Here is a 22,361-nt window from a genome sequence, read left to right as displayed (position 1 = left end):
AAAACCCACCGAAACAGGTTTGAATTCTTGATTTTCTTCAGTCTCCCTCTGCTGGGACGAGAGGCAAGTGTAGACGAGGTTTTAACCGCCCAGTCTTCTGGCGTGTGGTTTTACAAGCAGAAATTATCCGAATGATATAGCGGGTAGCCACGGAATATCTGTAACGCCTGGGTCGTAGCCAAGTTGTTTGAGCAGTGTGGTAATTTGTCCTCTATGGTGAGTTTGATGATTGAACATATGTGTCACCAGAACCCAAGTCGGTAGCACGCGGCATTTACCATCTACATTGCTTGTGTACTCAAACGGTTGACTCAACCAGTCAGAATTAAGGTTTGTAGACCATTCTATAATTTGCCGATCCATTGTCTCGCGTTCTGCTCTCAAAACCTCAAATTCAGCATACAGTTCTTGACCGATAACTGCTACCGAAAATGGCTGAAGAGTGAAACGACCCATCCATGCTTTGTCACCATACAGTAAGTGATTCAAAGTGCCATGAATAGACTTGAAAAAGGCACCCATATCCTGTTTGCGCTGTTCATCAGGAATTGCCGAGCAGACCGAATATAGATTTTGATTCATCCAGCAATTGTACTCAGCCATTAGCTGGTAGTAGCTACCGTCGTACATACTCAAAACTTAACCACATAGTTTGAACAACTTACATTATACAAATAGGTCTTTCACAATACTCCTGACTCTAATTGGTCTAGATAAATAAACTCAGGAGCTTTAACTCCGGCTTCTTCTCTAATTTTAACCAGTCTAGGCGACTCAAAAAACGCCCTAGCATCTGCGATTGATGTCCAGGCGGAGAAATGAACAATTTTGTTGGGTTCACGGTCATACTTCAAGACCTGATAGGAGCGCTCGCCAGCTTCTTTTCGGATGCTTTCAGCACGATCGAATACCTGTTTCCAAGCTTCATAGTTTTCTACTTCATGAATAATTAATACATATTGCATAGCAGTCAGATTCTCTGAGAATTTTACAACTTCACTGGTTCGGATTCTTCCTCATCTAACTCTAGAAAAATTCCCTCAGCATTCAGAATTAAATCGTCATCAGACAGCGGTGGAAACTCTAAATCAACAGTACGTTTCAAAATTTCCAATACCAAATATAACCGCTCTGAGTCTGTTAATAGCTCAAAGGTATTCAAAAGTTCTTCTACTAAAATAGTCATAGCTTTTTCTCTAGACTTGCTTATAGCATAGCACAGGTTTTAAGTAGACCAACCTCAAAAAACATAACAGCCAGCTCCCCGCAGCCTTAAAGTGCTGCGGGGTTCTAACATCGATCGCGCTTTCCACTAAAGTAGTAAACAGTGCCTAATGTAAATAAGTGTTTCCTAAATATCGTGTCTATATTTGCTGAAATTCCGACTGTGTGGCTGCAAATTTCCCTCGTGGGAGTCTGGCTGGGCTTGATTTTACTGGTAGCTGAGGGCTTAAATCGCTTTACTTCTGTCGATGCTGAGGTATCGCGGAAGGTGGTGCACATCGGTACTGGAAATGTGATTTTGCTGGCTTGGTGGCTGGAAATACCCGGTTGGGTGGGGATTTCGGCGGGAATTTTAGCGGCGGCGATCGCCCTAATTTCTTACCAAGTTCCGATTTTACCCAGTCTCAACAGCATCAACCGGAAGAGTTGGGGGACTTTTTTCTATGCTGTTACTATCAGCATTCTCGTCGCTTGGTTTTGGCCGCTACAGCATCAGGAATACGCTGCTTTGGGCATTTTAGTGATGGCTTGGGGCGACGGATTGGCTGCTGTCATCGGCCAGAAATACGGCAAACATATTTATCGAGTTTGGGGAATGCAGAAGAGTTGGGAAGGTTCTGCAACTATGTATTTGGTGAGTTTTGCTGTTAGCACTTTGATTTTGCTGGCGGTTCAAGGCGCAGGTTGGCAAACTTGGGCTGTGTCGGCTGTTGTAGCTTTGGTTGCTGCTACTTTGGAGTCGGTTTCTAAGTGGGGAATTGACAATCTGACTGTGCCGGTCGGCAGTGCTGCGATCGCCTTTTTTCTGAATCAGTTTTTGTAAATTGGGAATTGATAGGTTGGGTAGAACGAAGTGAAACCCAACCTACAATTAGTATTAACAGTCAACAGTCAACAGTCAACAGTCAACAGTCAACAATTAACTGTTGACTGTTAAACAGAATGCCTTTCCCTGCATCGCTATAAAATCCCCGATCGGCTGCTCATCTTTCCCGTTTAGAGCCTTTAGATGGCGTACCTTCAAAAGGCTGAACGCCACTGTTGGGATAATCGTCATCGCTCCGTCTAAATATCCGCGAGGCTCCTTCCGAAACGTAACGCATTGCGTTTACAACAGATTTATAAAGATTCATAAAATCCGCCTCTCTTGTGTGGCTTGGGATACTTTTAGATTACTCTTATTTTTGGCCTTTGGACTACTTTAGCAATATTTATTTGAATTACTTATTAGTCTGCAACATAGAAGCAAACTGAAGGTTTTAGGAATTACGCATTTGTGGGCGATCGACCTTTTGCTGGTAGATTTTTCCTTGCTCAACTCATGCAGTGACGATCGCACTCCCGACGCTCAGAAACCGGGTTTTCTAACTCTGTTCAAGGGCTGCAACCAGATATTTTCGTAAAAAACCTGGAACGTTTGAGTGTTTGCGGTTAATTCCTGAGTTTGTTAAATCAGGTGTTTTTATGAATTATACCATAATATTCATGCCTCAAGCCACCTAAAATATGCTAATCACCGCCGTACTCAAGGAATTATTCAGACAAATATCTGCAATCTTTATCAAAAATTCACAAAACTATATGGTGTTAGTTACTATAATTAAAACAAAGAAATTTGTTCGGGGTTTTTCTTATGAAAACTACCACAGAAAGCTTGCAGCTCACAGGTTTTGAAGAAATCTTAGAAGACCGGGAACTGACGGTTTCCTCAGCAGATTACAGCCTTTTGACCGATCTCTACCAGCTAACGATGGCGGCTTGTTACGTAGGGGAAGGGCTCGACGGGCGGGCGGCGAGTTTTGAGTTGTTCGCGCGCAGGCTGCCAGAGGGTTTTGGCTACGCGATCGCGATGGGTTTGGCTCAAGTTCTCGATTATTTGGAAAAATTTCGGTTTTCTCCGGCGCAAATAGAGGCTTTGCAGTCCACTGGCATTTTTGCAGGTGCGCCGGAGCGATTTTGGACTCTACTCGCCACAGCCCGCTTTACTGGCGATGTTTGGGCTGTCCCGGAGGGGACGGCAGTGTTTGCCAACGAGCCGCTGCTGCGCATTGAGGCTCCTCTGTGGCAGGCTCAGTTGGTGGAAACTTATTTGTTGAATGCGATAAATTATCAAACTTCGATCGCGACTCGGGCTGCGCGGATGCGGGATGCAGCGGGCCCGGAGGCTAAGTTGCTGGAATTCGGGACGCGCAGGGCTTTTGGGCCTCAAGCTGCTGTGTGGGCGGCTAGGGCGGCTTTGGCTGCGGGGTTCGAGGGAACTTCTAATGTTTTGGCTGCTTTGAAGTTGGGCCGCAAACCTGTAGGTACTATGGCTCATGCTTTGGTAATGGCTGTGGCGGCTCTCGAAGGTAGCGAAGAGGAGGCGTTTGCAGCTTTTCACCGCTGTTTTCCCGGGGCACCGCTGCTGATCGATACTTATAATACTGTGGCGGCGGCGCGGATGTTGGCCGATCGAGTAAACAGCGGTGAAATGCAGTTGGAAGGGGTGCGGCTCGATTCGGGGGATTTGGCGGTGCTGTCTCGGGAAGTTCGATCGATCCTTCCGGGCGTTCCAATTTTTGCTAGCGGCGATTTGGACGATCGAGAAATTGCTAAATTAAAAAGTAGCGGCGCTTGCATTGACGGTTACGGTTTGGGAACGAAGTTGGTCAGCGGTTCGCCTGTGAACGGTGTTTATAAGTTGGTGGAAATTGACGGAATTCCGGTGATGAAGGAGGCAAGCGGCAAGGTAACATATCCAGGAAGAAAGCAAATTTTTAGACATATTGAAAATGGGCAAATTCTCGGAGATTGTTTGGGATTGTCCGGGGAAATTATTCACAATTGCGATTCTCGATTACCATTAATGGAGTTGGTTGTCAAGGATGGGAAACGAGTGCAGAACCAGGAAAGTTTGGAGGATATCGCCAAACGAACTGCTGCTTCTGTCGCCAGTCTTCGAGCCGAAACTCGGCAACTCGACAACCCGATTTCGCCGCCAGTGGAAATTTCTACAGATTTGCAGAGTCTCACCCAAAAAACCAAAAAGAGTCAATCGATTTTAGATTTTAGATTTTAGATTGAAGTCAGTAGTCAGTAGTCAGTAGTCAGTAGTCAGTAGTCAACAGTCAACAGCGATGCCCTGAGCTCCGTCGAAGGGTCAACAGTCAACAGCGATGCCCTGAGCTCCGTCGAAGGGTCAACAATCAACAATTCCCCATTACCGATTCCCTATGCAGAAGATTGCTCTTTTTGGAACCAGTGCCGATCCGCCTACAGCGGGACACAAAACTATCTTGAATTGGCTTTCCCAAAATTTTGATTGGGTAGCAGTTTGGGCGTCGGACAATCCTTTTAAGTCGCACCAAACTTCTCTAGAACACCGATCGGCAATGCTGCTGTTAATGATTCAAGAAATTAATTCGCCGAGACACAATCTTTGCTTGCATCCAGAACTCAGCAGTCCGAGGACGCTAGAAACTGTGGAACAAGCAAGATTGCTGTGGCCGGATGCAGCTTTGACGCTGGTAATAGGTTCCGACTTGGTGGGTCAACTGTCTCGCTGGTACAAATTTGAAGAATTGTTAAAACAAGTGGAGTTGCTGATAGTACCGCGACCGGGTTATCCGTCAGAACAATTAGATTTGTGGCAGTTGAGGCGCATGGGTGCAGAGGTGGCGATCGCATCTTTGAGTGCTCCCAATGTTTCTTCTACCTCCTATCGGGAAACAGGAGACAGGGAAGCTCTGACTCCGACCATCGAAGATTACATCCATAGGGAGCATTTGTACGCATGGCACGAGGCACAAAAAAGAGCGAAGGTTGCTCGTTAGCTGACTTTAAAGTAGGAGTAGATAATGTTATTTTCTCCGTCGATACCGTGCAGAACCGCTTGTTGGTTCTGTTGGTAATGCGGCAAGACGAACCGTTTATTGATTCTTGGAGTCTTCCCGGTACTTTGGTGCGGCACGGAGAGTCTCTTGAAAATGCGGCTTACCGGATTTTGTCTGAGAAAATTCGGGTAAAAAATTTGTATCTGGAGCAATTGTATACTTTCGGAGAACCGGGGCGCGATCCTCGGGAACTTACCAGGGGCGATCGCTATCTTTCGGTTAGTTATTTTGCTTTGGTTCGGTTTGAGGAAGCTGAGTTAATTGCTGGCAGTGTAGTGGCGGGTGTCAGCCACCGCGTCGGCGGCATTGCTTGGTATCCCGTGCAACAAGTTCCTAAGCTAGCATTCGATCACAATCAAATTCTCGAATACGGATACCGGCGGCTGCGCAACAAACTTGAATACAGTCCGGTAGCTTTTGAAGTTTTGCCGGAACTTTTTACTTTGAGCGATTTGTATCAACTTTATACAACTATTTTGGGGGAAAATTTTTCTGATTATTCTAATTTTAGAGCTCGATTGTTGAAATTGGGTTTTTTGTGCGATACCGGTGTTAAGGTTTCGCGGGGGGCTGGCCGCCCTGCTAGTTTGTACCGCTTTGATGCGGCCGCTTTTGCTCCTTTCAAAAATAAGCCGCTGGTGTTTATCTAGCTGTTCCTTGGGTGACATTCGGGGATCAATTTAGTAACATTAGAATAGAAGCTATTAAGGAGTGCGGGCTATGAAAAACCCTGATGAATGCGCTAATATTCACGAAGTTCGGGAGGAAATTGATATCATCGATCGAGAAGTGATCGACGCTTTGAGCAAGAGATTTAAATACGTCGTCGCGGCAGCAAGGTTCAAAACGAGTGAAGCTGGCGTTAGATCCCCCGATCGCTTTCATGCTATGTTACAGCAGCGGCGCGAGTGGGCTTTAGAATCGGGTTTGAATCCTGATGTGGTTGAAAATATTTACCGGGATTTGGTAAATTATTATATTGAGGAAGAATTGAAACATTACAAATCTGAGTAAAGTTTCCCTATATTCAAATCTAGGACTATAGGAAATCGAGTCCGCGCGGGCGGACTGTTAGCAATATTTATGGTAGTGATGCAGGTAATATGAAAATTGCGATCGCACAACTCAACCCTACTATTGGTGATATCTTTGGCAACTCCAACCTAATTCTGGAGGCTGCAAAAAAAGCGGAGGTTGAGGGCGCAAACTTATTGCTAACACCGGAACTTTCCCTGATCGGTTATCCGCCGCGCGATTTGTTGATCGATCCGAGTTTCATTGCAGCCGCAGGCGCACAGTTGCAGCAACTGGCGCAAGCTTTGCCTCCCGAGTTGGCAGTCATAGTCGGCACTGCCTTACCTAATGCTAATGCGGTTCAACTAGGCGGAAAACCATTGTTTAACAGCGCTGTTTTGTTGCAAGATGGCGCAGTCAAAACAGTTTTTCATAAACGCTTGTTGCCTACTTATGATGTATTTGATGAAGATAGATATTTTGAACCGGGAGAAAACAGCAATTACTTGTCTATTGGCAAAGTCAAAATCGGCGTGACAATTTGTGAAGATTTGTGGAACAATGAGGAGTTTTGGGGTAAACGCAGTTACGCGGGCGATCCTGTTTCCGATTTGGCAAAATTGGGCGTAGATTTAGTGGTGAATTTGTCGGCATCGCCTTACTGTGCCCGGAAGCGGGGAGTGCGATCGGCGATGTTGCAGCACAGCGTCATCCGCTGCGGGATACCGATTATTTACGCTAATCAGGTAGGGGGAAATGACGATATTATTTTTGACGGCAGCAGTTTTGCTGTGAATCGAAAGGGTGATTTGATTCAGGTATTAGCTTCTTTTGAAACGGATTTTGCGGTGCTGGAATATGACGCAGCTAAACAAGATTTATTTGGCAGCGGCGGGAACGGGCAAGATGCCCGTTCCACAACAGATTTGAGTTTTCATCCGGCAGAAGGAGATGCTGAAATTTGGGCGGCTTTGGTTTTGGGAGTGCGAGATTATGTTCGCAAGTGCGGTTTTTCTAAAGTTGTACTCGGTTTAAGCGGCGGGATAGATTCGGCTTTGGTGGCGGCGATCGCCAGTTGCGCGATCGGGCCCGAAAATGTTCTAGGGGTGCTGATGCCTTCTCCTTACAGTTCGGATCATTCGGTTAATGATGCTTTGGAATTAGCCCGAAATCTGGGCATCGCGATCGAACTATTGCCGATCGGCGATTTGATGAAAACTTACGATCGCACTCTCGCCGATTTGTTTCTGAATACAACTTTCGGAATTGCTGAGGAAAATATTCAATCGCGGATTCGAGGCAATCTGTTGATGGCAATTTCTAATAAGTTCGGACATTTGCTGCTTTCGACTGGCAATAAGTCGGAAATGGCAGTGGGTTACTGCACTCTCTACGGCGATATGAATGGGGGATTGGCGGTGATTTCTGATGTCCCGAAAACTCGCGTTTATTCGCTTTGTCGCTGGCTGAATTCTGGGATTGAGAAGGTAAACAATCAGGCAGAGTTGGAAAAGGAAATTATTCCGGTTAATATTATTAGTAAAGCGCCGAGTGCTGAACTGAAACCGGGGCAAGTTGACCAAGATTCTTTGCCGGATTACGATGTTTTGGATGACATCTTGCAGCGGTCGATCGAACATCACGAATCTGCCCAACAAATTATCGCTGCTGGACACGATGAAGCGGTGGTTAAACGTGTAGTAAAATTAGTGAGGCAAGCGGAGTTTAAACGGCGACAAGCAGCCCCGGGTTTGAAAATTAGCGATCGAGCTTTTGGTACCGGTTGGCGGATGCCGATCGCCAAATATTCTTTCTATTAAACGCATCATTAAACGCAAAATGGTTAACATCGACGGTAGTTTCGGCTTCGATTTTCTCCTGGGAACCCTCAGCAACGACACGATTAGAGGATTTGCGGGTAATGATACTGTTCGAGGTTTGGGGGGAAACGATCGAATTTTTGGCGATCGGGAAAATGATTTGCTAGCAGGAAATGAAGGCGCTGATACGCTGTCTGGGGGTCAGGGAAGCGATACAATCTATGGAGGACAAGACTCCGATTGGATGTTTGGCGATCGGGGTAACGATTTGCTAATAGGCGGCGAAGGCGGGGATATCTTGACAGGAGGCGCAGGCGATGATTTATTTGTGATTGAAAGAACCGCCGCCGCATCTACTATTACTGAAGCTGATATAATTACAGATTTTGGCAACGGCAATGATAAAATTGTCTTGACAGAAGGCATGAAGTTTAGCGATTTGGAGCTTTCTGTTTCCGACAACCAAACTATTATGAAAGATAAAAACTCTGGTAATTATTTAGGAGTTGTTTCGGGAAACTCTAATCTGACCGAATCAAACTTTATCTCGCTGTTTGGCGGAATAGATAGGGATCAGCTTTTGCCAATTTCTGTTAACACGATTATAGCAGATCGCGCGATCGGACTGGAAGTGGCGCAAACTCCCCAAGAACAAGCCACAGGTTTAATGTTTCGTACAGAATTACCGGACGACAGGGGAATGTTTTTCCCCATCGAACCCGCGCGAAACGTGCGTTTTTGGATGAAAAACGTGTTAATTGAGCTCGATATGGTTTTTCTGCGGGAAGGCGTAGTGCAGGCGATAATTCCTAACGTACCGCCGTGTTTGGGCGAAACCTGCCCCAACTACGGCCCGGATGTTCCCGTTGACGGAGTTATTGAACTCAGAGGCGGAAGGGCGGCCCAATTGGGACTCAAAGTTGGCGATCGGATTCCCAATTTACCCTAAAAGGTATATGATTTTATCGCAGCATTCAACTTTTGTGCATCCAATGAACCCTATTGAATTAAAAATAATCCCCAGTCAAACTCAAGACGGTTTAGCTTACCAACTTTTGCGCTTGCGAATTGCAACTCAAGACGGTATTATCACACCCGAGGATTTACAAGGTTTGAAACTTCCTCAAAATGTTCAATTCAGCCAAGGAATTGTCATTGAAGGTAGAGGCTCAATTTGGCTGTACGGGTATTTAGTGCACGAATGCCATCCTGCGGCTTGGGTTGGATGTTACGATCCGCGATTAGAAGGTGCGGTGGTGGTAGCGACACACAAGCACGAGGTATCAGTTGGACAGGTATTAAAATTGAGTTTGCCGAGTGATTAAATTAGATTTTTTTGGGTAAATTAACCGTAATATTTGTAGGAGCGGGTTTTACGAACAATCTTTCATTCACCTCCACAATATTTATCAACCCGCCCTCTCCCCATGTAATGTTTATTTGTAATAACTCACATCTTGCACCATTCTCAAGAACGGGCAAGATGCCCGTTCCACAAAAAAAATCATTTCTTGTGGAACAGGCATCTTGCCTGTTCATAAAATGCTTATTGAAAATGGTGCAATATCTCAGTAATAACTGAGATGTTGCACCATTCTCAAGAACGGGCAAGATGCCCGTTCCACAAAAAAAATCATCTCTTGTGGAACAGGCATCTTGCCTGTTCATAAAATGCTTAAGCTGTCGCGCATTTAAATTGTATATTCAGGGCGGGCGGAACGCCCACCCCACAAGAATTTAATTTTTTTTGACAGACAATTTAAATGCAGAAAAGCTTATTGAAAATGGTGCAACATCTCAGTAATAACCTACTTACTATCGCGCGCCCAAAAAACCTTTAAGTTTCACCCTCCCAGCAATACGAAGCACTTCAAAAACTGGTTTACAAGCTGCTGCTACCGTACTTCATCAACCTGGAATAGGCTGTCTATTTAGTGTGCCTGCGTAAGTCCTGAAGGATTTACCTTACAGCCTACTCTATGTGCCACTTGCATAAATCCTAAAAGCTATTACTCTGCTTCACCAATCAGGGTAAATGCAGCCCAATCTCTGGGTTCAGGATGCTTTTTCATCGTAATTAACATTGCTTGTCGCAAAGCTTGAGCTTTATTGGGATTTTGCTGCAACTGGCGATAGAATTCTGCCATTAATTCAGCGGTGGGAGCGTCGGGAACGTACCATAAGGAGACAAGGATACTGGGAACTCCGGCACTAATTAATGAGCGAGATAAGCCAATAACGCCATCACCGGTTACTGTTCCTCTACCTGTATTGCAAGCGCTTAAAACGACTAATTCAGCATTTAATTTTAAATCTAAGATTTCGCTGGAAGTGAGAAAGCCGTCATCATTTCCCGAGGGAGCAAGAGCAATTGCCCCTGGCATCTCTCGCCTTTTAACTTCATTAAGTAAACCATGAGTTGCTAGATGAATAATCCGAGCATTTGACATTTGTTGAGTAATAGCTGTTTTCGTGGCTTGAGGGCCGATCAGTGCTTGAGTATTGAGAAGTTTGGAAATGATTTGGGCTTCCTCCTCGCTGCCAGGGAGTGGTGATAACTGTTGCGGGGGGTTGCCGATTTTAGGCATGGTGGGATTGCCGACCACCAGGATATTTTGGGGAGAAACTTGGCGGACTTTTTGTCTAGCTTGGCGGGTTAGTTGTAAGATTTGAATAGCGGGAGAAATGACGATGGTATGTTTTTCAACGAGGTATTGACCTTGAGCATTTTGTAGGCTAGCAAAGGGAACTAAAAAGATGGATTGATGCGGAATGAAGATAACGGGAGCATTGGGATTGGTTGGTAAGAGGTCAGCGATGGGTTCAATTAGTAATTGATAAAGTTGTTGTAATTTTGGGTTGGCGGTTTGGGAATTACTAGGAGTTGAGCTGGGGCGATTTGTTGCGGGTTGATTGGAGAGATTATTTTCCGATGTACCCAGAGAATCGCGAGTGCCGCGAATCATGTCTGCAAAGACTGTATCTTGTTCGTTTAATCCTCTGCCAGTAGCAGCAGCGACTCTCGTGCTTTCCGTAGCTTGTCCTAGATTAATGTTGAGGGATTTGAGGTCAACGGAGCGAAAAGTAATTTCACCAGTGGGCTTGATTATCCAAATATAGAGAGATTGATTTCCGATTATTGAATACTCGACGAGGGTGGCGTTTTGCTCTTTAGCAATTTGTTGAATTTGCTGGATGTTGGGCGGATTGATGGTGATTTGAGCAGAGGCAGAGGGGGCGAGGCGAGCAGCTAATAACTCTACAAAAGCTCGCGCTCTTCCCCGCTCAGCAATTTCTAACGCTTCCTGAGTTTTATTCTGGGCAATAAGGACTTGTTGTAAAAGTTGGTAAATGTGAGCTTGGGTGTCTATGATTGACACTTTACTGTTACGATCTAATCCAGCTCGCAGAGATTCAAGAACCTTGATTCCCTCAAAGAGTGTTTGCTCGGTTCCTAGGAAATTGCCTTGTTTGTAGAGTGCAAATCCCAGATTGTCCAGAGCAATTACTTCACTGCGGCGATCGGAAATTTCTCGCGCGATCGCTAACGACTGCTTGAGGTATGGAATCGCTTTATCATAGTCACTGAGAGAATTGTAAGCCGTTCCGAGATCCCCGAGCCCACTTGCTTCTCCTTGGCGGTCTTTGGTTTGCCGCGCGATCGCTAAGGCCTGCTGACCATACTCAATCGCTTTAGCAAAGTCTCCTAGATTGCGGTAAGCGACTCCAAGATTTCCCAGCGCCAGCCTCTCGCCATAGCTACTAGAAATTTCCCGCACGATTGCTAAACTCTGCTGATAATATTCAATCGCTTTGGCGTAGTCACCGAGAGTACCGTAAATAACTCCTAAATTGATTAAAACTCCTCCCTCATTTAAGGGATTAGAGGTTTCGCGCGCGATCGCCAAACTCTGTTGATAATGTTCAATCGCTTTAGCATACTCGCCGAGAGCACCGTAAACAGAGCCTAAATTAGTGAGAGCCCGCTGCTCAGTTGAGCGGTCAGCAATTTCACGGGCGATCGCTAAACTTTGCTGACAAAATTCAATCGCTTTGGCATAGTCACCTCGAAGAGCGTAAGGACTTACAATACGGGTCAGAGTTTTCGCCTCACTCGAACGGTCTTTGAGTTCCCGATAAATATTTAATGCCTGTTGCAAAGACTGTATAGCTGCTTCAAATTGACTCGTCTGAGCCTGTTGTTCCCCTTCCTTAAACAACCTGTCAGCTTCAGCTTTCCGGTCTGCATGGTTCTGAGCCAAAAATTGAGGAGAAGAGATTTTGGCTTGAACACTAGGGAGGAAAGGAAATTCGCCGCCACTCACCACGGCTAGAAGTGAGAAGAGTACGGTCGAGCCAATGGTTTGCACTTTCATCGCTTTTACTTCCTCCGTCAGATAAAACACCTGAGCCGATATAGCGGTTATCAACCGCATGAGATACACTCAATAAAGTTCATTAGCGTTTTGGCCTCGCACACAGCAATCCTCTTTCATGAGGGCGAGCAACTCATAACGTTTTAAGGTAGCTCAAAGCTTCGTTCAAAAACTCGCCCATTCGCTAGGGAAAAGTAAAAAGTCTAGCTCCCCTTTCTCACGGTGGCGGATTTTCCTCAACGTTGGTGGGAAAAATTGATGCGATCGAACAACTGCTCGATCAAAAAAATGATGCTACTTTAAAATAGTTATGTCAAGGCTTCCAAAAAAAGACCGGAATCAAAGTCAGTATATGTTATTAACCGAGCGAAAAAAATAAATCTTAATTAAAATTTATCCCTTCACAGGCAAAACGATCGCAAACTCAGTGCCAATTCCTGGCTCCGCATCCACCTCGATGCTTCCGCCATGTTTTTCTACCGCAATCTGGTGGACAATTGCCAACCCCAATCCAGTTCCTTTGCCGACACCTTTCGTCGTGAACAAATGGTCGAATATCTGCTGTTTAACTTCGTCTTTTATCCCGGTGCCGTTATCAGCAATTTTAATTTTAATGTACCCTTCGCCCATTACATCAGTGCAAATTGTGATGCGGTTGGGATTGGCGGCAATTTCACTAAAACTGCGTCCTAAATTTGACTCTTCTAAGGCATCGATCGCATTAGCAAGCAGGTTCATGAAAACTTGATTTAATTGACCGGGAAAACATTCGATTTTAGGGAGATTGCCGTATTTAGTTATCACTTCGATCGGCGGGCGGTGTTCGTTTGCTTTGAGGCGGTGTTTCAAAATTAAAATAGCGCTATCAATGCCTTCGTGAATATTAAAAGGAACTTTGTAGTCTTTGTCGCCTCGGGAGAAGGTACGCAAACTGGTGCTGATGCTGGAAATTCGATCGCACCCGACTTGCATTGAATCAATCATCTTTGGTAAATCTTCCAAAAGATAATCGAGGTCTATCTCTTCGGCATGGTCTGCCATTTCCGATTTCGGTGCAGCGGAGCGATACAATTTTAAGTGTTCTATCACATCTTCTAAACTCCTTTTAGCTTCATTTAAATTGCCAGAAATAAACCCAATCGGATTGTTGATTTCGTGGGCGACTCCGGCGACTAAATTGCCCAAAGCAGACATTTTTTCGTTTTGAACGAGTTGCAGTTGCGCTTGCTGTAAATCTTTTAAAGTTTGTTCGAGCTGTTGGTTTTGCTCTTGCAAAAGTTCCGCTGCTCGCTTGCGATCGGTGGCATCAACACCTAAACCAATAATCCCGATCGTCTCACCCTGGCAATTTTTTAACTGCACTTTCGTGACTTCTAAATAGTGTAGTTTGCCGTCAACAAATTTGAAAGTTTCGCTGGAGTAATGCGGCAAATCTTGGGCAAGGCAGGCGGCATCTGACAGCAGACTGCCCGCTGCATCCTCTCCCAGTATATCTTTGTAATGATCGACAGCTAGGAAAGCGCTCACAGGCACGCCCACATTTTGAGAAAAGGTTTTGTTCAAAAACTGTACTTTACCGCTGGGATTAACCATCCAAATCCAAATCGGAGCGACATCAATAATCGCTTGGAGCATTTGTTTCTGATCGGCAAGCTGAGCTTCGGTTCGACTGAATTTTGCTAGCGATCGCTCTAATTGTCGGCAGTAATCCTGAGATTTTTGATATAGCAGAGCATTTTGCAAACAGATGGCTGCCTGGGAACACAGGAGATTGAGAAGTTGCAGGCGATCGCGGGTAAAAACTCCTGCGGTTAACCGATTTTCCAAATACAAAATGCCGACTAAGTTGCCTCGATCGAGAATCGGCCAACACAACAAGCTCTGCGGTTCGTATTTGAGGATGTATGAGTCGGAATCCCAATCACATTTTTGAGCGATGTCCCGCACAATCACAGGTTTCAACCAGTTTTTAACGCAGTCAACAATTTTGAGGGGCAAAGTATCGATGTTTTCATCGAGTGTTGCGGAGGATAAGTCGATCGGGCGATCGACTCCATAATTGTCGATCGCGCTTGTAGCAGCGATTTCCCATTGATTGCCGTTTGGCAAAATCAGCGCTGCTTTGTCCGATCCTGTATTTGTCATCGCCAGTTGCATCAGTTTGGCAATCAGTCGATCGAGCTGAATTTCACTAGAGAGGGCTTGACAAGCTTTTAGCAGACTTGAAAAATTTCCAAAATCTGAGACGCTAGCCGAAACAGACGGATGAATGGATGGATGAAGCGATTGATTTTGCCCAGCCGGTGTTGGAAAATTTGCTAATGGATTTGCAGAGAGTTTTGCTGGTTCTAAAATCGGTTTTAACAATTGAGGATAGCGTTTTTCTAAGTCGTCAATTTTGGCTTGATCTCCCCAGCGGACATAGCAATCATAGGCATCTATCATGTAGACTCGCGCAATTTTTTCTCTTCCCAATGACAGGTAAAACTTAGCAGTGAGTTCGCAGGCAAGAGCTTCTTCATTCAAATATTCGTTAGCTTTAGCTCCGGTAATAGCTCGATCGTACAGTTCCATTGCTTCTGCTGTCTGCCCCAAAACGCGGAGCAATTCTGCCTCAACCAGATCTAACTTGTGTTGGTAATTTATCGGGGTATGGTGCGCGAATTCTTTGAGTTTTTTCTGACTAGCCCCAACGCGCTTAAGGATTTGTTGGCGCTCCGTCGGTGCGGCACCTGCATAGATTTCCAAATGTGCCAGCGCATCGTAAAAGTCGTGCATCATCGTTACTAGCATTGAAACATAATTCCCAAGATAAGGTTTGCTTCCATTTCCCTGTCGATTGGCTGCGGATTACGGCTCGAATATATCCCGAATCCGTCCCCTCTTTTTGCTAAAATTTATCGGCCTCCATGTGGCAGGTAAAAGTCAAGATCAATTCAAATATTCGGATGTTTCATATATTTGTAAATAACAGGGTGCCGTTCGATCTCGTCGAGAATGTCTGTTCGCTTGAGGACTATTTCGACCGATGCAATTAACGACGGCTGATGCAACTTTATCGTATTTTGGCAGCACCGCCCACCGGAAATCATCCGCCACAACGACGTAGGTTTGAGAATTTTAGTGGCGGGTTGTCGGTCTTTCTCGCGCACAAACCGATCGACAGCCGATCGAGAATCGGTGTACAATTGCGCGATCGGGCGATATCCCGGCACTACCGCAGTCAAATCTACTGCATCTACTATTGCGTCCATATCGGCTGACCTCAACCCAGACATTAACTTCAAAAAAGTTAGTCTATCTATCTTAGGGCATAAAGAGCATAATTTTCGATCGCTGGGTCAAAAATTCCAATTATCTGTGAATGAACAAGATTTTATACTTTGGCGATCGGCATTGCAGCCTGTTACTTACGTATAAGTTTCTGCGGTTAATCTCAAATGCGGTTATAATGAACGCGAAATACCGTAGGAACACGGCAGAAGCGTGTCTACAAAAATACAATGTGTAATTAATTGAATTTAATATAGCTCGATCAATCAAATTTCCTAGATCTGATGTAAAAAGTTTTACCTTAAAAAGTCCAAATATAATATATATAAATTAAAAAAAATCTTTGGTGAAATGAGTAGCACTCCAGCCCCCCCTTTGTTTAAGGGCCCGGCTGTTTCATTATGCTCAAACCCACCCTGCACTCTACTTCCGGGCTAATAGCCCTCCCACGGGTTAAAACTGCATCAAATAGTAATATGCAGTCGTCTTGAGAGGACTTTAGCTACATTCCGACAGGGATTAAAACCCCTGTCGGAATGTAGCTTCCAGAGAAGGAAACAGCGTTATTTGAGATTAGTCGATCGCGTCTGTCGCTCTTTCTGGCCCTCGTTGAGTTCTGTGAAGATCTCGATTCACTTTCTAGCAAATATTGTCCGAGGCATCTTCAGCGTTCTATCTTGCATCTCGTGCTGCATCATTGATATTTTCTTGGCCGCCGCTGGTATTATATCTCAGTGACTCAGTACCCTCTGCTGCTCTTTCTTTTGCTCCCTGCGTGGCTTCTTTAACAATATCTTTTGCTCCCTTCAAGCCTTCGCGAGTGTTTTCTTTAAGATTAGCAAAGCCTTGTTTGGTTTTGTCGCCAAAGTCATCAGCTTTGCGCTGAGCCGTGCGAGCATCTTCCTTGACCTTTCCGCCAATTTGGTCGAGTTTGTCAGGCGCGTCGTCCGCTACCCGCCGCACGTTTTCCCCTACATTGTTGCTAGATTTAGTGTCGATGCGGTGCTGCGCTTGCTCTTTGAGAAGCTGAGCTTTTGCTTCTGCTGATGTTACCTTTTGGTTTCTGGGATCGTCATCGCTGTAGTTGTTCATGCCGCCTTTGTATTCGGAAGTTACAGCCCCGCTAGGCACTTCTTCTCTAATTTTGTCGGCAGTTCTTCCTGCGATCACATCAGTTTTTCCTGCCGTTACATCAGTTTTTCCTGCCGTTACATCAGGGCGACTGCAGGCAGTGCTCACTAATACTAAAATGCCAGCCAGAAACACTGTTAAAATTTGTACAGCTCGAATTTTTTTCAGAAATGCCGTTAGTCTCTTCATAAAAATGCTCCTTTCTATTGTGAGATGATCAAATGCCTAGTGGTTATGTAGATGGCTAGCATTACAAATTGCCAAATTAGGCACTTAAACACTTTTTTAAGTATACGAATAGAAACAGGAGCTTTTCATCTATCCCAAGTTACATTCCTCAAGTTATAGTAGAAGGAAGAAGGAAGAAGGACAAAGGACAAAGGAATTGACAATCTTCGATCTTCTAGAAATTATTCAAAGTCGGCACACCCCGCGCCCGACACGGAAATGTAGTTTCCCTACATCGGTGTTTGATTCTCCGTGCGCGCAGTTGAAATGTTTTGCGTTTTCTGCTCAAAAAAAACCTTCTAGTCAGGAACCAGAAGGAAGGTGGTGTATGATCTCAAGTACAACAAGGTCTTTAATCGCAATTGTCGCGGCACATCCCGATCGCACACATCTGTCTAATGGCTGAAAGTATCTGCACAGTTGCTAAGCATTTTGAATCGCTGTTTTTAGACTCTTGCAGAATTCGCCGATCGCCTCTAAACCCTGTTCTGGAGTTCCTTCAGCCAAGCGTTTGACAAAAGCACTGCCAACAATCGCAGCGTCTGCACCCCATTCTTTCACTTGGCGAGCGTGTTCGGGTTGCGATATACCAAACCCGACGCCGATGGGTTTGTCGGTGACGGTGCGAAGTTCTTGCAGCAACTCTTTTGCTCTCGTTTCTAAGCCTTCGCGCACTCCCGTAACTCCCGTCACACTCACTAAGTAAATAAATCCTTGAGACTGACGGGCGATCGCTTCTATACGACTTTTGGGACTGGTGGGAGCAACTAACAATGTTAGTTCAATCCCTAATTTCTTGGCAGGTTGGATGAGACTGTCGGCTTCTTCTAAGGGCAAGTCTGGTACAACCAATCCCTGAACTCCAGCACTTTTGATTTGCTGCAAGAAGGTTTCTATACCTCGGTACAAAATCGGGTTGTAGTATGTGAAGAGAATGATGGGCGATCGCAAATTCGGACTAACTTTCGCTACCATTTCAAGCACCGCATCTAACGTCGTTCCCCGCTGTAGAGCCCTTGTAGCAGCGGCTTGAATCACCGGCCCGTCAGCTAGCGGGTCAGAATAGGGAACGCCAAGCTCGATCGCATCTGCACCGCTATCATCCAAAATTTGCAGTGCTTTAGCCGTTGTCTCCAAGTCGGGGTCGCCAGCAGTAATAAAAGGAATCAATGCACATTGGTGGTTCTTGCGCAAGGTTTCAAAACAATTAGAAATAGTCATTAGGCAGTTGTCAGTTGTCTGGTGTCAGTTGTCATTATTTATTAGTTATGAGTTATGAGTTATTAGCAACTAGCCACTAACAACTGATAACTGACTAATTATCTTTTTCCTGCTCTATTTCGGCTTGAAGTTGGGCTAATTCTTCAGGAGTGAGTTCATCCAGCCGCTTCTGCAAAACAGCTTCTTTGTAGTCTTGCAGTTGCTGGCTGTAGGTCATATTTTGAGTCAGTGCTCGAAATAAATAAGTCACCAGCCAGCCAATCAAGCCGGCGACCAAAAACAACTGACTCCAAATCCCTGCATTCATGCTGTCGAGTCCGGCCAATTGCAGCAGCAAGTAGATAAACCCACCTGCTGCAAAAAAGCCGATACTGATTCCAATTACGTCAATACGTCGCATTTAGGCTTCTATCTGCCGCCGTTTCGGCCGAAAATTCAAAAATGGAGCTAGGAGAAACATACCTGGGAAGAAGAAGAACATCAAGAAGTACATGAAGCCGCGCTCAAAAGAGGTAGCGACGTACCAGCGGCTGTTGAGGTAAGCGTAGGTGGCCGCGGGTACTACCAGGAGGTAGGCTCCTGCCAAGACGGCGTAAAGCAGTAAGGTAATATACATAGATTTGCTTTAGGGGAATAATAACACGGGTAAGTGAGTTGACAGGCTCCGTTAGCTGGTTAACTATTGTACCGCTTGCGGAGATCCAGCGCGACTTTTGGGAATTTTTTGATTAGGGGTTGCGTAAATTCGGGTTTTGGCTGTAGAATAAAAGGCTGTTGCTGTTAGTGGCTCAAAACCACAGCAGCTTGACCAAAGGGGGGCGTGGCGGAATGGTAGACGCTACGGACTTAAAATCCGTTGACCCGAAACGGTCGTGTGGGTTCAAGTCCCTCCGCCCCCATCCATTTCAATCATTTGTGATTCAACGGTTTCAGATTTATTAGACCTCTTGCAAAAATCCTTTTCATCAATTGATGGGACGAGCTCTCCGGCCCATCCCACAACAGTTATTTTTTCTTGTGGGATGGGCCGGAGAGCCCGTCCTAATTATTTTTGCAAGAGGTCTATTGTCCCAGCAAGAGTTCTGTTTTCCGCTCATCTTTCGCTCAGTTCCGCTCTTGAGAGTGGTCGAGTATTTCAACTCCCTCCGCCCCCATCCATTTCAATCATTTGTGAGTTAATAAGCTGTTGCGGCATTTAACTTTATTTTTTTCGGGCGATGTTCAAAGCCCACCCCACAAGAGTTTTCAGAAAGAGGATTCTTCAAATTAGATGCGCGCCAGCTTATATAGGAATCCTAAATGAGTCGTAAAGGTTTGACCCCACCCCAACCCTCCCCTTATCAAGGGGAGGGAGTAAGAACTTCACAAATGATTTAGGATGGCTATAGTAATTCTTGCAGGATTTGTGGGATGGGCTTCTAGCCCGTCCCAAATTTGTGGAATGGGCTTCTAGCCCGTCCTATATTACGCAGCAACTGGCAAAGTAATCACAAATTCCGTGCCCTGTCCTATTTGAGAATTTACCTCAATTTTGCCGTGATGCTTGGCAAGGATTTGATAGGAAATAGCCAATCCCAATCCAGTACCTTTGCCGATCGACTTTGTAGTAAAAAATGGGTCAAATATCTGTTGGGCACTGGCGGAGGCAATTCCGGGCCCGTTATCCCGAATCTTGACGGTGACAGTATTGTCGGCCGTAATTTCCGTGCTAATCCAAATCGTTGGCGAATAGTCTTTGTCTTCCTTTTTCACCTCCTCCAGCGCATCTATTGCATTGCTAATAATATTCATAAATACTTGATTCAGTTGCGCGGGATAGCACTCAAGCGCAGGCAACTTGCCGTATTGTTTAATAACTTGAATACCTTGTTTGAGTCGGTGATTGAGAATTACGAGGGTGCTATCAATTCCTTCGTGAATGTCGGCATATCTCATTTTTCCGTCGTCCGATCGCGAAAAATTCCGCATGGATACGACAATTTCGCGAATGCGATCGGCTCCCATTTTCATCGAAGAGAGGGTTTTTGGTAAATCTTCTCTGAGAAATTCGAGTTCAATGTCTTCGATGCGCTCTAGAATGGCATCTGGTGGGTTGGGATAATATTCTTGATAGAGAGTTACCAAACCTGCCAAATCTTCGATGTATTGGTTGGCATAGTCAATGTTGCCGCCGATGAAGTTGACGGGATTGTTGATTTCGTGGGCTATCCCTGCAACCATTTGACCTAGAGATGACATTTTTTCGGTTTGAATTAATTGGGATTGAGTTTCTTTGAGTTCTTTTGTATACTCGCTAACTCGCTGAATCAATTGATTGAAAGAGACAGCTAAAACTCCGATTTCGTCGTCGGTTGTGACTGGTACTTGCAGGTTAAAATTTGATTCGCGAGCAACTTGCTGAGCCACATTAGTGACGGTTTCGAGGGGTTGGGCGATCGCGCGGCTCGTTTTGTCCGCTAGCGCGGCGGCGATGAGTGCTGAAATTAGCATACTTCCGAGAATAATTCGGTTTCGCAAATTTTCAGATTCTTCTAATGCTTGGGTTCCTTCCTGTCTGTGAATTTCTACGGTAGAAATTAGGTCAGTTAAACTGTGAGCGAGGTTATCTAGTACGATCGCCTCTTTGCCGCTGCTAGTCCTCAACATTTGTAGCTGTGCGGACTCGATGCTGTTGGGCGACAAATTCCCAACTTCCACTTCTTTTAACTGCAATTTAATTAGCTTACCGTAGTAATCAATGACGAGGGCAGATTTCTTCAATATAGCGTGCAATGCTGCCTCTTCTGTTGCTAGTCTATCGGGATTTTCTCGTGCGAAAGATTCAATTTCTGAAATCAGGATTTTCGCCTGATTGATTTGCCCGAAAAACCGATCTTGTTCGTATTGTAGCGCCACAGTGTTTCCCAAAACGACTGGCAATCTCGCCGCGTGCGATCGGGCTTCAAATACGGTATTTTGCAAATTTTGCAGCATTTGCTGCTGCTGCCCAGCAACATTCACCTGAACTAAAGCTTGCTTGCGAAAGTAGTCTCCCAATTTCAGTCCCGCACCAGTTCCCAAAATCGCTATGCCGATAGCTAAAGCATAGCCATAGCTAATTTTTTGACAGATCCGCAAATGGTTGCATTCTGCCTTTAGCCCAGTTAGATTAAGAGTTGAAGTTTGTAACAAATGTTTGTGAGCATAGTGCTTTTGCTCTACCTTGCTATTCTTGGACTGGCTGTGGGTAAATAATAACATGGGAAGTTCCTCCCAAACAAATTAGGAGTAATTGAGCGAAGAAAAGCAGAATGCACTTATGCTGAACGTCGAAAGCAGTTTTGAGTGTTGAGTTTTGAATTTTGAAATCTTTAGCTCAAAACTCACCCTTCAATACTCAACGCTTCCCCTAGTATCTCTGTTTTTAGACTAAAGTGTTTGTGATCTCTATCAACAATCTATGTGATTATACCCAGATTTACAAAATTTATGGTAACAGCGATTAGTATTTGTAGTCAGTTGGGACACAAGGCCCAACTACCGGTTCTCCCCGTTTTTCTTTTTCTGCCAGTTCTAGGTTTAATTCCAGCACTTTTGCTAAAACATCGTCGCTGTCAGTAAATCCATAAGCTGCTTTACATTCGCGATCGAGCTTAGCATGAAGTTTATAAAGTTGACTTGTTGGCTCTTCAAAAAATTTATTGTAAAGTTGAGTAATTCCCCACTGCTTTGCGGACATTTGTTGAGTGCGGTATTGATGCAATTCGACCGCCGTTGCCCGAATTTGCTCTACTGATTGACGAGTCGGTGTCTGGGGAAATGGGAAAGTTTCAAAGCAGGTATTGTGGGTGTAAGCGATATCTCCTTTGAGAGTTGATTTTTGAGCGTGCATCCAAATTCGGTGAATTTTAGATGAGAGAATGCCCAGAATATAAAAGTCTTCTGACGCAACAACTACTGATTTATCTCCTGGCAGCCAACTAACGGGAGCGGGAATGAAGACAGCCCACTTTGAGACTCTCGGTACGGTGAAGTAGTGAGATAAAGGGGCGATCGCCTTTCTCATTGCTGGTCGTTTTTCGCCATATTTCCACCAATTAAATTTAGTTACTTCTCTGCGGTTTTTATCCCGTTCAGGCTTTACATTAGACCTCTTGCAAAAGTCCCCAACGCCGGGCAATAGTGAGGTGATTGAGAGGAAAAACTGATGACTTACGAACAAG

22 protein-coding genes and 1 tRNA gene are annotated in these 22,361 nt (G+C 45.1%); 9 read left to right on the top strand and 14 right to left on the bottom strand.

The window, feature by feature from the left end:
• Positions 1–123 precede the first annotated feature (123 nt).
• From QUB30_RS28915 to QUB30_RS28905, 3 genes are read right to left on the bottom strand one after another with little or no spacing between them, the layout of a single operon-like run.
• Positions 124–630 carry a DinB family protein gene (locus QUB30_RS28915; RefSeq protein ID WP_333340962.1) on the bottom strand — a complete coding sequence of 169 codons (507 nt, stop codon included), beginning with the start codon at positions 628–630 and terminating at the stop codon, positions 124–126.
• Positions 631–683: 53 nt separating this feature from the next.
• The gene (locus tag QUB30_RS28910; protein ID WP_333340959.1) at positions 684–965 is read right to left on the bottom strand and encodes an antibiotic biosynthesis monooxygenase; all 282 of its coding nucleotides are present in this window, start codon (positions 963–965) and stop codon (positions 684–686) included.
• Between the two features lie 23 nt (positions 966–988).
• Positions 989–1,186, bottom strand: coding sequence for a hypothetical protein (locus tag QUB30_RS28905; RefSeq protein WP_333340956.1), 198 nt, complete (start codon positions 1,184–1,186; stop codon positions 989–991).
• A gap of 174 nt (positions 1,187–1,360) precedes the next feature.
• On the opposite strand from QUB30_RS28905, the gene QUB30_RS28900 reads away from it, so the two are divergent.
• Positions 1,361–2,047: a diacylglycerol/polyprenol kinase family protein gene (locus QUB30_RS28900; RefSeq protein WP_333340954.1), complete on the top strand. Its 687-nt coding sequence runs from the start codon at positions 1,361–1,363 to the stop codon at positions 2,045–2,047.
• 160 nt (positions 2,048–2,207) lie between these two features.
• On the opposite strand, the gene QUB30_RS28895 is transcribed toward QUB30_RS28900, so the two are convergent.
• Complete coding sequence (locus QUB30_RS28895) at positions 2,208–2,357, bottom strand: isochorismate synthase (protein WP_333340951.1); 150 nt, start codon at positions 2,355–2,357, stop codon at positions 2,208–2,210.
• Positions 2,358–2,857: 500 nt separating this feature from the next.
• On the opposite strand from QUB30_RS28895, the gene QUB30_RS28890 reads away from it, so the two are divergent.
• The 7 genes from QUB30_RS28890 to crn3 all read left to right on the top strand — a co-directional run bounded on the left by QUB30_RS28890 (position 2,858) and on the right by crn3 (position 9,255).
• Positions 2,858–4,282, top strand: coding sequence for a nicotinate phosphoribosyltransferase (locus tag QUB30_RS28890; RefSeq protein ID WP_333340948.1), 1,425 nt, complete (start codon positions 2,858–2,860; stop codon positions 4,280–4,282).
• 154 nt (positions 4,283–4,436) lie between these two features.
• Positions 4,437–5,036: a nicotinate-nucleotide adenylyltransferase gene (locus tag QUB30_RS28885; RefSeq protein WP_333340945.1), complete on the top strand. Its 600-nt coding sequence runs from the start codon at positions 4,437–4,439 to the stop codon at positions 5,034–5,036.
• Complete coding sequence (locus QUB30_RS28880; RefSeq protein ID WP_333340942.1) at positions 4,997–5,746, top strand: NrtR DNA-binding winged helix domain-containing protein; 750 nt, start codon at positions 4,997–4,999, stop codon at positions 5,744–5,746. The genes QUB30_RS28885 and QUB30_RS28880 overlap by 40 nt, the downstream gene beginning before the upstream one ends.
• Before the next feature lie 70 nt (positions 5,747–5,816).
• Positions 5,817–6,110, top strand: a complete 294-nt coding sequence (locus QUB30_RS28875) for an isochorismate lyase (protein ID WP_333340939.1) — start codon at positions 5,817–5,819, stop codon at positions 6,108–6,110.
• A gap of 89 nt (positions 6,111–6,199) precedes the next feature.
• Positions 6,200–7,930 carry an NAD+ synthase gene (locus QUB30_RS28870; RefSeq protein WP_333340936.1) on the top strand — a complete coding sequence of 577 codons (1,731 nt, stop codon included), beginning with the start codon at positions 6,200–6,202 and terminating at the stop codon, positions 7,928–7,930.
• Between the two features lie 19 nt (positions 7,931–7,949).
• A complete protein-coding gene (locus tag QUB30_RS28865; protein WP_333340933.1) occupies positions 7,950–8,879 on the top strand; it encodes a DUF192 domain-containing protein in 930 nt (309 codons plus the stop codon).
• Between the two features lie 43 nt (positions 8,880–8,922).
• Positions 8,923–9,255, top strand: a complete 333-nt coding sequence (gene crn3 / locus QUB30_RS28860) for a CRISPR-associated ring nuclease Crn3/Csx3 (protein WP_333242577.1) — start codon at positions 8,923–8,925, stop codon at positions 9,253–9,255.
• A gap of 1 nt (position 9,256) precedes the next feature.
• On the opposite strand, the gene QUB30_RS28855 is transcribed toward crn3, so the two are convergent.
• The 8 genes from QUB30_RS28855 to ndhL form a co-directional block, all read right to left on the bottom strand.
• Positions 9,257–9,598: a hypothetical protein gene (locus QUB30_RS28855; protein ID WP_333340929.1), complete on the bottom strand. Its 342-nt coding sequence runs from the start codon at positions 9,596–9,598 to the stop codon at positions 9,257–9,259.
• Between the two features lie 341 nt (positions 9,599–9,939).
• Positions 9,940–12,366 carry a CHAT domain-containing tetratricopeptide repeat protein gene (locus QUB30_RS28850; protein ID WP_333340926.1) on the bottom strand — a complete coding sequence of 809 codons (2,427 nt, stop codon included), beginning with the start codon at positions 12,364–12,366 and terminating at the stop codon, positions 9,940–9,942.
• Positions 12,367–12,699: 333 nt separating this feature from the next.
• Positions 12,700–15,099 carry an ATP-binding protein gene (locus QUB30_RS28845; protein WP_333340924.1) on the bottom strand — a complete coding sequence of 800 codons (2,400 nt, stop codon included), beginning with the start codon at positions 15,097–15,099 and terminating at the stop codon, positions 12,700–12,702.
• 143 nt (positions 15,100–15,242) lie between these two features.
• The gene (locus tag QUB30_RS28840; RefSeq protein ID WP_333340921.1) at positions 15,243–15,560 is read right to left on the bottom strand and encodes a hypothetical protein; all 318 of its coding nucleotides are present in this window, start codon (positions 15,558–15,560) and stop codon (positions 15,243–15,245) included.
• Between the two features lie 691 nt (positions 15,561–16,251).
• Positions 16,252–16,899 carry a DUF6658 family protein gene (locus QUB30_RS28835; RefSeq protein ID WP_333340919.1) on the bottom strand — a complete coding sequence of 216 codons (648 nt, stop codon included), beginning with the start codon at positions 16,897–16,899 and terminating at the stop codon, positions 16,252–16,254.
• Between the two features lie 462 nt (positions 16,900–17,361).
• The gene (gene trpA / locus QUB30_RS28830; RefSeq protein WP_333340916.1) at positions 17,362–18,159 is read right to left on the bottom strand and encodes a tryptophan synthase subunit alpha; all 798 of its coding nucleotides are present in this window, start codon (positions 18,157–18,159) and stop codon (positions 17,362–17,364) included.
• A gap of 94 nt (positions 18,160–18,253) precedes the next feature.
• A complete protein-coding gene (locus tag QUB30_RS28825) occupies positions 18,254–18,559 on the bottom strand; it encodes a DUF3007 family protein (protein ID WP_333340913.1) in 306 nt (101 codons plus the stop codon).
• Entirely contained in the window at positions 18,560–18,775 is a 216-nt protein-coding gene (gene ndhL, locus QUB30_RS28820; protein ID WP_193972727.1) for an NAD(P)H-quinone oxidoreductase subunit L, read from the bottom strand.
• Positions 18,776–18,973: 198 nt separating this feature from the next.
• On the opposite strand from ndhL, the gene QUB30_RS28815 reads away from it, so the two are divergent.
• Positions 18,974–19,058: transfer RNA gene (locus QUB30_RS28815), tRNA-Leu, on the top strand.
• Between the two features lie 565 nt (positions 19,059–19,623).
• Here QUB30_RS28815 and QUB30_RS28810 read toward each other — a convergent pair.
• Positions 19,624–21,399, bottom strand: coding sequence for an ATP-binding protein (locus QUB30_RS28810; RefSeq protein ID WP_333340910.1), 1,776 nt, complete (start codon positions 21,397–21,399; stop codon positions 19,624–19,626).
• Positions 21,400–21,640: 241 nt separating this feature from the next.
• A partial coding sequence (locus QUB30_RS28805; protein WP_333340907.1) for a type IIL restriction-modification enzyme MmeI occupies positions 21,641–22,361 on the bottom strand: 721 nt, incomplete at its 5' end.

Origin of the sequence: Microcoleus sp. BROC3, assembly GCF_036702515.1 — a bacterium.
GTDB lineage: Bacteria > Cyanobacteriota > Cyanobacteriia > Cyanobacteriales > Microcoleaceae > Microcoleus.
Note: the sequence above shows the minus strand (reverse complement) of the source record. Positions and strands in the feature narration are given on the sequence as shown.

Bases quoted from the DNA above. Each gene is read 5' to 3' on its own strand.
- QUB30_RS28865 (WP_333340933.1), top strand. From the start codon at position 7,950: ATGGTTAACATCGACGGTAGTTTCGGCTTCGATTTTCTCCTGGGAACC.
- QUB30_RS28875 (WP_333340939.1), top strand. From the start codon at position 5,817: ATGAAAAACCCTGATGAATGCGCTAATATTCACGAAGTTCGGGAGGAA.
- QUB30_RS28810 (WP_333340910.1), bottom strand. From the start codon at position 21,399: ATGTTATTATTTACCCACAGCCAGTCCAAGAATAGCAAGGTAGAGCAA.
- QUB30_RS28910 (WP_333340959.1), bottom strand. From the start codon at position 965: ATGCAATATGTATTAATTATTCATGAAGTAGAAAACTATGAAGCTTGG.
- trpA (WP_333340916.1), bottom strand. From the start codon at position 18,159: ATGACTATTTCTAATTGTTTTGAAACCTTGCGCAAGAACCACCAATGT.
- QUB30_RS28905 (WP_333340956.1), bottom strand. From the start codon at position 1,186: ATGACTATTTTAGTAGAAGAACTTTTGAATACCTTTGAGCTATTAACA.
- QUB30_RS28915 (WP_333340962.1), bottom strand. From the start codon at position 630: ATGTACGACGGTAGCTACTACCAGCTAATGGCTGAGTACAATTGCTGG.
- QUB30_RS28840 (WP_333340921.1), bottom strand. From the start codon at position 15,560: ATGGACGCAATAGTAGATGCAGTAGATTTGACTGCGGTAGTGCCGGGA.
- QUB30_RS28825 (WP_333340913.1), bottom strand. From the start codon at position 18,559: ATGCGACGTATTGACGTAATTGGAATCAGTATCGGCTTTTTTGCAGCA.
- QUB30_RS28855 (WP_333340929.1), bottom strand. From the start codon at position 9,598: ATGAACAGGCAAGATGCCTGTTCCACAAGAGATGATTTTTTTTGTGGA.
- QUB30_RS28850 (WP_333340926.1), bottom strand. From the start codon at position 12,366: ATGCGGTTGATAACCGCTATATCGGCTCAGGTGTTTTATCTGACGGAG.
- QUB30_RS28885 (WP_333340945.1), top strand. From the start codon at position 4,437: ATGCAGAAGATTGCTCTTTTTGGAACCAGTGCCGATCCGCCTACAGCG.
- QUB30_RS28890 (WP_333340948.1), top strand. From the start codon at position 2,858: ATGAAAACTACCACAGAAAGCTTGCAGCTCACAGGTTTTGAAGAAATC.
- QUB30_RS28880 (WP_333340942.1), top strand. From the start codon at position 4,997: ATGGCACGAGGCACAAAAAAGAGCGAAGGTTGCTCGTTAGCTGACTTT.
- QUB30_RS28845 (WP_333340924.1), bottom strand. From the start codon at position 15,099: ATGCTAGTAACGATGATGCACGACTTTTACGATGCGCTGGCACATTTG.
- ndhL (WP_193972727.1), bottom strand. From the start codon at position 18,775: ATGTATATTACCTTACTGCTTTACGCCGTCTTGGCAGGAGCCTACCTC.
- QUB30_RS28895 (WP_333340951.1), bottom strand. From the start codon at position 2,357: ATGAATCTTTATAAATCTGTTGTAAACGCAATGCGTTACGTTTCGGAA.
- crn3 (WP_333242577.1), top strand. From the start codon at position 8,923: ATGAACCCTATTGAATTAAAAATAATCCCCAGTCAAACTCAAGACGGT.
- QUB30_RS28835 (WP_333340919.1), bottom strand. From the start codon at position 16,899: ATGAAGAGACTAACGGCATTTCTGAAAAAAATTCGAGCTGTACAAATT.
- QUB30_RS28870 (WP_333340936.1), top strand. From the start codon at position 6,200: ATGAAAATTGCGATCGCACAACTCAACCCTACTATTGGTGATATCTTT.